The sequence below is a fragment of the Pedobacter sp. 01T416_2 genome (assembly GCF_056398925.1).
Map to the genome: position 1 here is coordinate 1 of NZ_JBFTQI010000695.1, position 5,282 is coordinate 5,282.

Annotated in this window: 3 protein-coding genes; 1 reads left to right on the top strand and 2 read right to left on the bottom strand. The window is 38.7% G+C overall.

All coding sequences use genetic code 11. The features are described from left to right. Positions 1-2: 2 nt before the first annotated feature. A complete protein-coding gene (locus AC1DPQ_RS22600; RefSeq protein WP_477610945.1) occupies positions 3-407 on the bottom strand; it encodes a class I SAM-dependent methyltransferase in 405 nt (134 codons plus the stop codon). Between the two features lie 241 nt (positions 408-648). Next, complete coding sequence (locus AC1DPQ_RS22605; RefSeq protein WP_477610946.1) at positions 649-3,768, bottom strand: S41 family peptidase; 3,120 nt, start codon at positions 3,766-3,768, stop codon at positions 649-651. A 173-nt stretch (positions 3,769-3,941) separates the two neighbouring features. On the opposite strand from AC1DPQ_RS22605, the gene AC1DPQ_RS22610 reads away from it, so the two are divergent. Next, positions 3,942-5,222 (top strand): glycosyltransferase family 4 protein, encoded by a 1,281-nt coding sequence (locus tag AC1DPQ_RS22610; protein ID WP_477610947.1) that lies wholly within the window; start codon positions 3,942-3,944, stop codon positions 5,220-5,222. Positions 5,223-5,282 lie beyond the last annotated feature (60 nt).

Here is a 5,282-nt window from a genome sequence, read left to right on the forward strand (position 1 = left end):
GCTTAGTACAAGATCATACTGCTTTTCGGGCGTGTAATTAAAAAGATCGGTTTCAATAAGCTTAGTACAAGATCATACTGCTTTTCGGGCGTGTAATTAAAAAGATCGGTTTCAATAATATGGATATCCTTTCCGGTTAATCCGTTCTTTTCTAAAAGCTCATTTACAACCGGTGGATGAACAAAGTAATCTAGAAGGGTAACATCAAGCTGAAAATATTTTTTCAGGAATACGGCATAATAACCCGGAAAACCACCCAATTCTATAGCGGTTTTAACATTATCTTTCTGAATAACATCGGCCAGTTGCTTATGAAATAAATAGTTTGAAGGTAACTGAACCGCTAGTCCTTTTTTACTTTCCCAATAATTTACCCAAAAAGCCCTGTCGGTTAATAAATTTGCCATGTTTTAAATAATTCCAATCCCAAAGAAACGGAAAAATTTGATTAATTGTTAAAGTGGTTAACTGTTTAAACTGATAAAAAATATCACATTGAAACTTCATCACCATTGACCGCAGTAGAAAAATCTTTTAAAGTCGTGGAAAAGATTTCTCCATTACGTTGCACTTCAGTCGAAATGACGACCTGTGCGTTCAATTAACCGATTCAACCACTTAACCGATTAATCCTTCTTCCAATTAACCCTATTTAAGGTCCTTCAAAATCTCAGCCACCGCTTTTTCGAGTTGAGGATCTTTATCTGCCAGACGGTCTTCAAAAGTATTTTTCATGAAGATATCTGGCTTAACACCTTCTTTTTCGATGTTTTTGCCATCCATGGTATAACAGCCCCACGATGGCAAACGGTAAGAAGAACCATCAACCAAACCTTTAGCAGAAGTAAAAATAATCCAACGGTAGGTTTCTGTACCAATAATCTTACCCAATTTTAATTGTTTAAACCCTGCCGCTGTCATTTCAGCATCACTTAAAGATTGTTCGTTAATTAGCAACACGATTGGCTTCGCTGCTGGACCAAAATTACTTTGTGGAGCCATTTTACCGCCGCGGTATTTCCATTGTAAATAAGGGCGCTGAGAAAGGAATTTTAGCACATCATCATGTACGTTCCCTCCGGTATTATAGCGCAGATCGAGGATAATGGCCTCCTTATTTTCTTCTTGTGCAACCATATCCAATAAAAAAGTTTCCAATTCGCCACCACCCATGTTTTTCATATAAGAATAAGCAATCCTGTTGTTGCTCCATTTATCAACATTTTTATGGTTTTGAGCGATCCACTCATCGTAAAGATTTCCGCGCAGGGTACCTGAGCTTTCTGGATGTACGTTTACAAAAACATCTTTTCCGTTACGCTTAAAGGTCAAAGTGATTTCTCTATCCAATGATGGTTTACTAAAATAATAATCGCGGTCTATTTTTTCATCCACCTTAACACCGTTTACTTCTGTCAGAATATCTCCTGCCAAAATATTGGTTCCAGTACGGGCGGCATTACTTTTAGCCGCAATACGTTTAACCTTTAAAGGATTTTCATTATCGAAGATGATTCCTGTTTCGTTGGTGATGTAAGTAAGGTTTTTGCGTTCTTCTGCCCCCGCGCTGTTAAAGCCCATGTGCGAAGAATTTAATTCGCCCAGCATATCGTTCAATAAAATCCTTAGGTCACTACGGTTGTTCACATAGGGCAGATAAGCTGCATAACGTGTCCTCATTTTATCCCAATCTACACCATGRAATTTTTCATCATAAAAATTCTCATCTAAACCTACCCAGGTCTCGTAAAACATCTGGTTAAATTCGGCGTTCAGGTTTCTGGTAAATTTATAACCGTGGTCTACGCGGTCAAGCTTGTTCCCTTCCAAGGTATATTTGTTGATTGCACCTCTTGATAAAACGAAAAATCTATCACCAGTYGATACAATCGAGTAATCGCCCCCATCGGCAACTTTTTCAGTTTTATTGGCTTCAAAAGGCTCAATAGTAGTGCGATAAAGACCTGGTGCGCCTCCCTCATGGTTAGAGGAGTAAAACACATAGGTTTTGTCGCCTTTGGCAAAAGCATCCGTTCCAAATTGGCCACCAAATGCAGGGCCAACCAGTTCTATGCGATCTAAAATATCCTGCGTATTAATGGTAATTACATTTGCTGGTTTTGGCGTAAGTTTTACCTCAGTCTTCTTTTTAGCTGTATCTGTTTTTGCTTTTTTATCATTTTTAAGATCAGTTATYGCAGGCTTAACTTCGGTTGGTGCAGGCTTGGTTTCTTTAAATAGGTCATCAAACTTATCAGAACGGTAAGGTTCGTCATAATTATTCAATGCCATACGGTAAATGTGTGCATTCTGCATTCCCGTTGGGTAAGACGGCTTGGTACGGGCACTGGTAAAGAAAATATATTTGCCATCGGGCGACCACGCAGGCCCTGTTTCGGTAACACCTGTATTGGTTAAATTAATGGTTTTATTACCCTTGATGTGATGCACCATAATATCCTGCTCGAAATTCCGGTATACCGTAAAAAGCACATACTCATCATTTGGCGAAAAGCTTGGCGCGGCACTTTGTAGGGCCCAAAACTCGTCGGTTACCAAAGTTTTGGCATCAAAAGTTTTAAGATCCATCAGCTTGAGCTCATTTCTGCCACTTAGGTATACGGCCATGGTTTTGGTTTTGTTTAAAGTGATATCACGTACATTTGCTTTATCCTTTGTCAGCTGTTTTACCGATCCTTTTCCATCACCGGTAATGGTAAACCAGTTCTGATAGCCATTAGCTGTTTGGCTGAACAAAATCGTTTTGTTATCGGCCAGCCATTTGCATTCTAAAGCACGCTCACCACTGTTGGTAATCTTACGGATAAATTTTCCGTCCGCATCGCTTACAAATACTTCGCCACGTGAAATAAATGCCATCTTTTTGCCATCGGTAGAAACATCGAATGCTGAGATATTTCCACGCACATCGTACTCTTGCTCTTTACTCAATACCTGGTTACGTGAAGTACTGATACTGATTTTCTCGGTTTTCTTCGAAGCTACATCGTAGGTGTACAATTGATAATCTTTCTCAAATACAACCGTAGTTCCGTTAGCAGAAACGAAAGGCCGCTTAATGGAAGTATCAAAACTGGTCAGGCTTGTTTTCTTGCCCCCGATAAAAGTGTACAAATTATATTCCTCATTGCCTTCATCTGATACAAAAAAGACATTCCCTTTTTGATCAACACTGGTCCAGAAATCTTTCCCTATATAATCGGTATAACGTTTATAACTCTCCCAGGTATCGTTAAAAAACAGTTCACCACTTGGCGATTCGGCGATGTGGTGCGTGGTATTGAAATAATTATCGAATAAACGGACGGCCGTGCCACCGTTTACACTTACTTTATAACTTGAAAAAGAATTATAGCGACCAGATGTGAAATAAATTGTTTTCGAATCCCAGCTCCAGTTGTCTACTTCATCCGCAGCATCGTTAAAAGTTAATTGTTTAATATCTCCACCTGTTAAAGGCATAACATACACGTCGTAATTACCAAACTGGTTTGATGAAAAAGCCATCCATTTCCCATCAGGAGATATTTTCGGATTAATTTCTTCGCCCTGCATGGCTGTAACCCTCGAAGCCACACCTCCTTTTACGGGTACTTTCCAAATATCACCATCATAGCTGAATACTATTGTTTGTGCATCGGGCGTTAAAGCAGGGTATGCAGCAAAGTAGGTTTGCCCTTGAACAAATGAATGGATAGACAACAAAAATGCTAGTGTCGCAAGCGATTTTAACAGGGATTTGATCATAATTTATTTTGTTTGGCTTTGATGCATGAACCCGGCTTGTTTAAAATAATCATTAAATTCAGACATGATTATTTTAAACATCAAAGGCTCCATCCTACAATTAAAAAGCAATAAAAAATATTAGGATGAAAATACACAACAGATTTTATATTCGTAAACAATAAAATGTATTTTTGATTGATTTGAAAGTAGTACACCTAAATACCTACGATGGAAATGGCGGAGCAGGGCGTGCCTGTTTGCGTTTAAGTGATGCCTTAAAGGCCAGTGGAATCGATTCGAAAGTATTGGTTTACTATAAATTTGGTCAAAACCCGAAGATAGATACCTTTAGCAGGTCGCCTTTTCAAAAAGCCAAAGCCATTTATAACATCTTATCTGAAAGATATTATGCAAAATGGCTCAGCAAATCGATAAAGACGCCATTCAGTTTACAATGGTTCGGCCGCTCGGTAATTAACCATCCCGATGTTAAAAATGCCGATATTATCCATTTACATTGGGTAAACCACGGTTTCTTAAATCCTAAGTTTTTGGCGCAGCTTGATGAACTGGAAAAGCCAATTGTATGGACTTTTCATGATAGCAATGCTTTTACAGGTGGATGCCATGTGCGTTATGGATGCGAAAATTTTCACCAGCAGTGCGGCAATTGCCCCATTTTAAAAATCAGTGGTAAAAATGATATTTCTCATAAAACCTGGGTGCGTAAACAAAAAGCTTATACAGAATTGAATTTCCATATCGTAGCACCAAGCAAATGGATGGCTGCATCGGTAAAGTTCAGCAGTTTGTTGGGCACGAGGAAAGCTACAGTTATCCCGAATACGATTGAAACAAAAATTTTCAAACCTTATGTTAAATCGGAGGCAAAGAAAATTCTGAAGATCAATCCAGATAAATTTGTCTTGATGAGTGGGTTTATGCCCTCAAAAAATGACAAACACAAAGGAACACCCTATTTAATCGAAGCTTTAGAAATCCTGTCGCGTAGGCCTGGAATACAAAAAGAAAATATTGAGTTGGTTATTTTCGGTAATAAGGAAAATGCCGAAATGCCCGAATTTCCTTTCAAAACCACTTTTTTAGGCACAATTAATAAAGATGATCATTTGGCGAAATGTTATTCTGCTGCAGATGCATTTATTACGCCATCATTGGAAGATAACCTCCCCAATACCGTGATGGAAAGTTTATCGTGCGCTACACCCGTTGTTGCTTTTACCACAGGTGGCATACCTGATATGGTGAAACACATGCAGAATGGCTATCYCGCAGAGTATCAAAATGCAGAAGATTTAGCAAACGGCATTGAGTGGCTGTACCACCGTCCAAATAAAGAAGAAATCCAAAAAGCAGCAAGATTGAGTATTTTAACAGATTTCTCGGAAGAAGTAATCGCTGCCGAGCATATCCATCTTTACGAAACACTGATTGATCTTCAACCGAAATAAAATCTGAACAAAAAAAGAGTGTTATTTTAATTAGTCAATCAACAACAACACACCATCAAC

Coding starts and splice junctions, on each gene's coding strand:
- AC1DPQ_RS22600 (WP_477610945.1), bottom strand. CDS start 407: ATGGCAAATTTATTAACCGACAGGGCTTTTTGGGTAAATTATTGGGAA.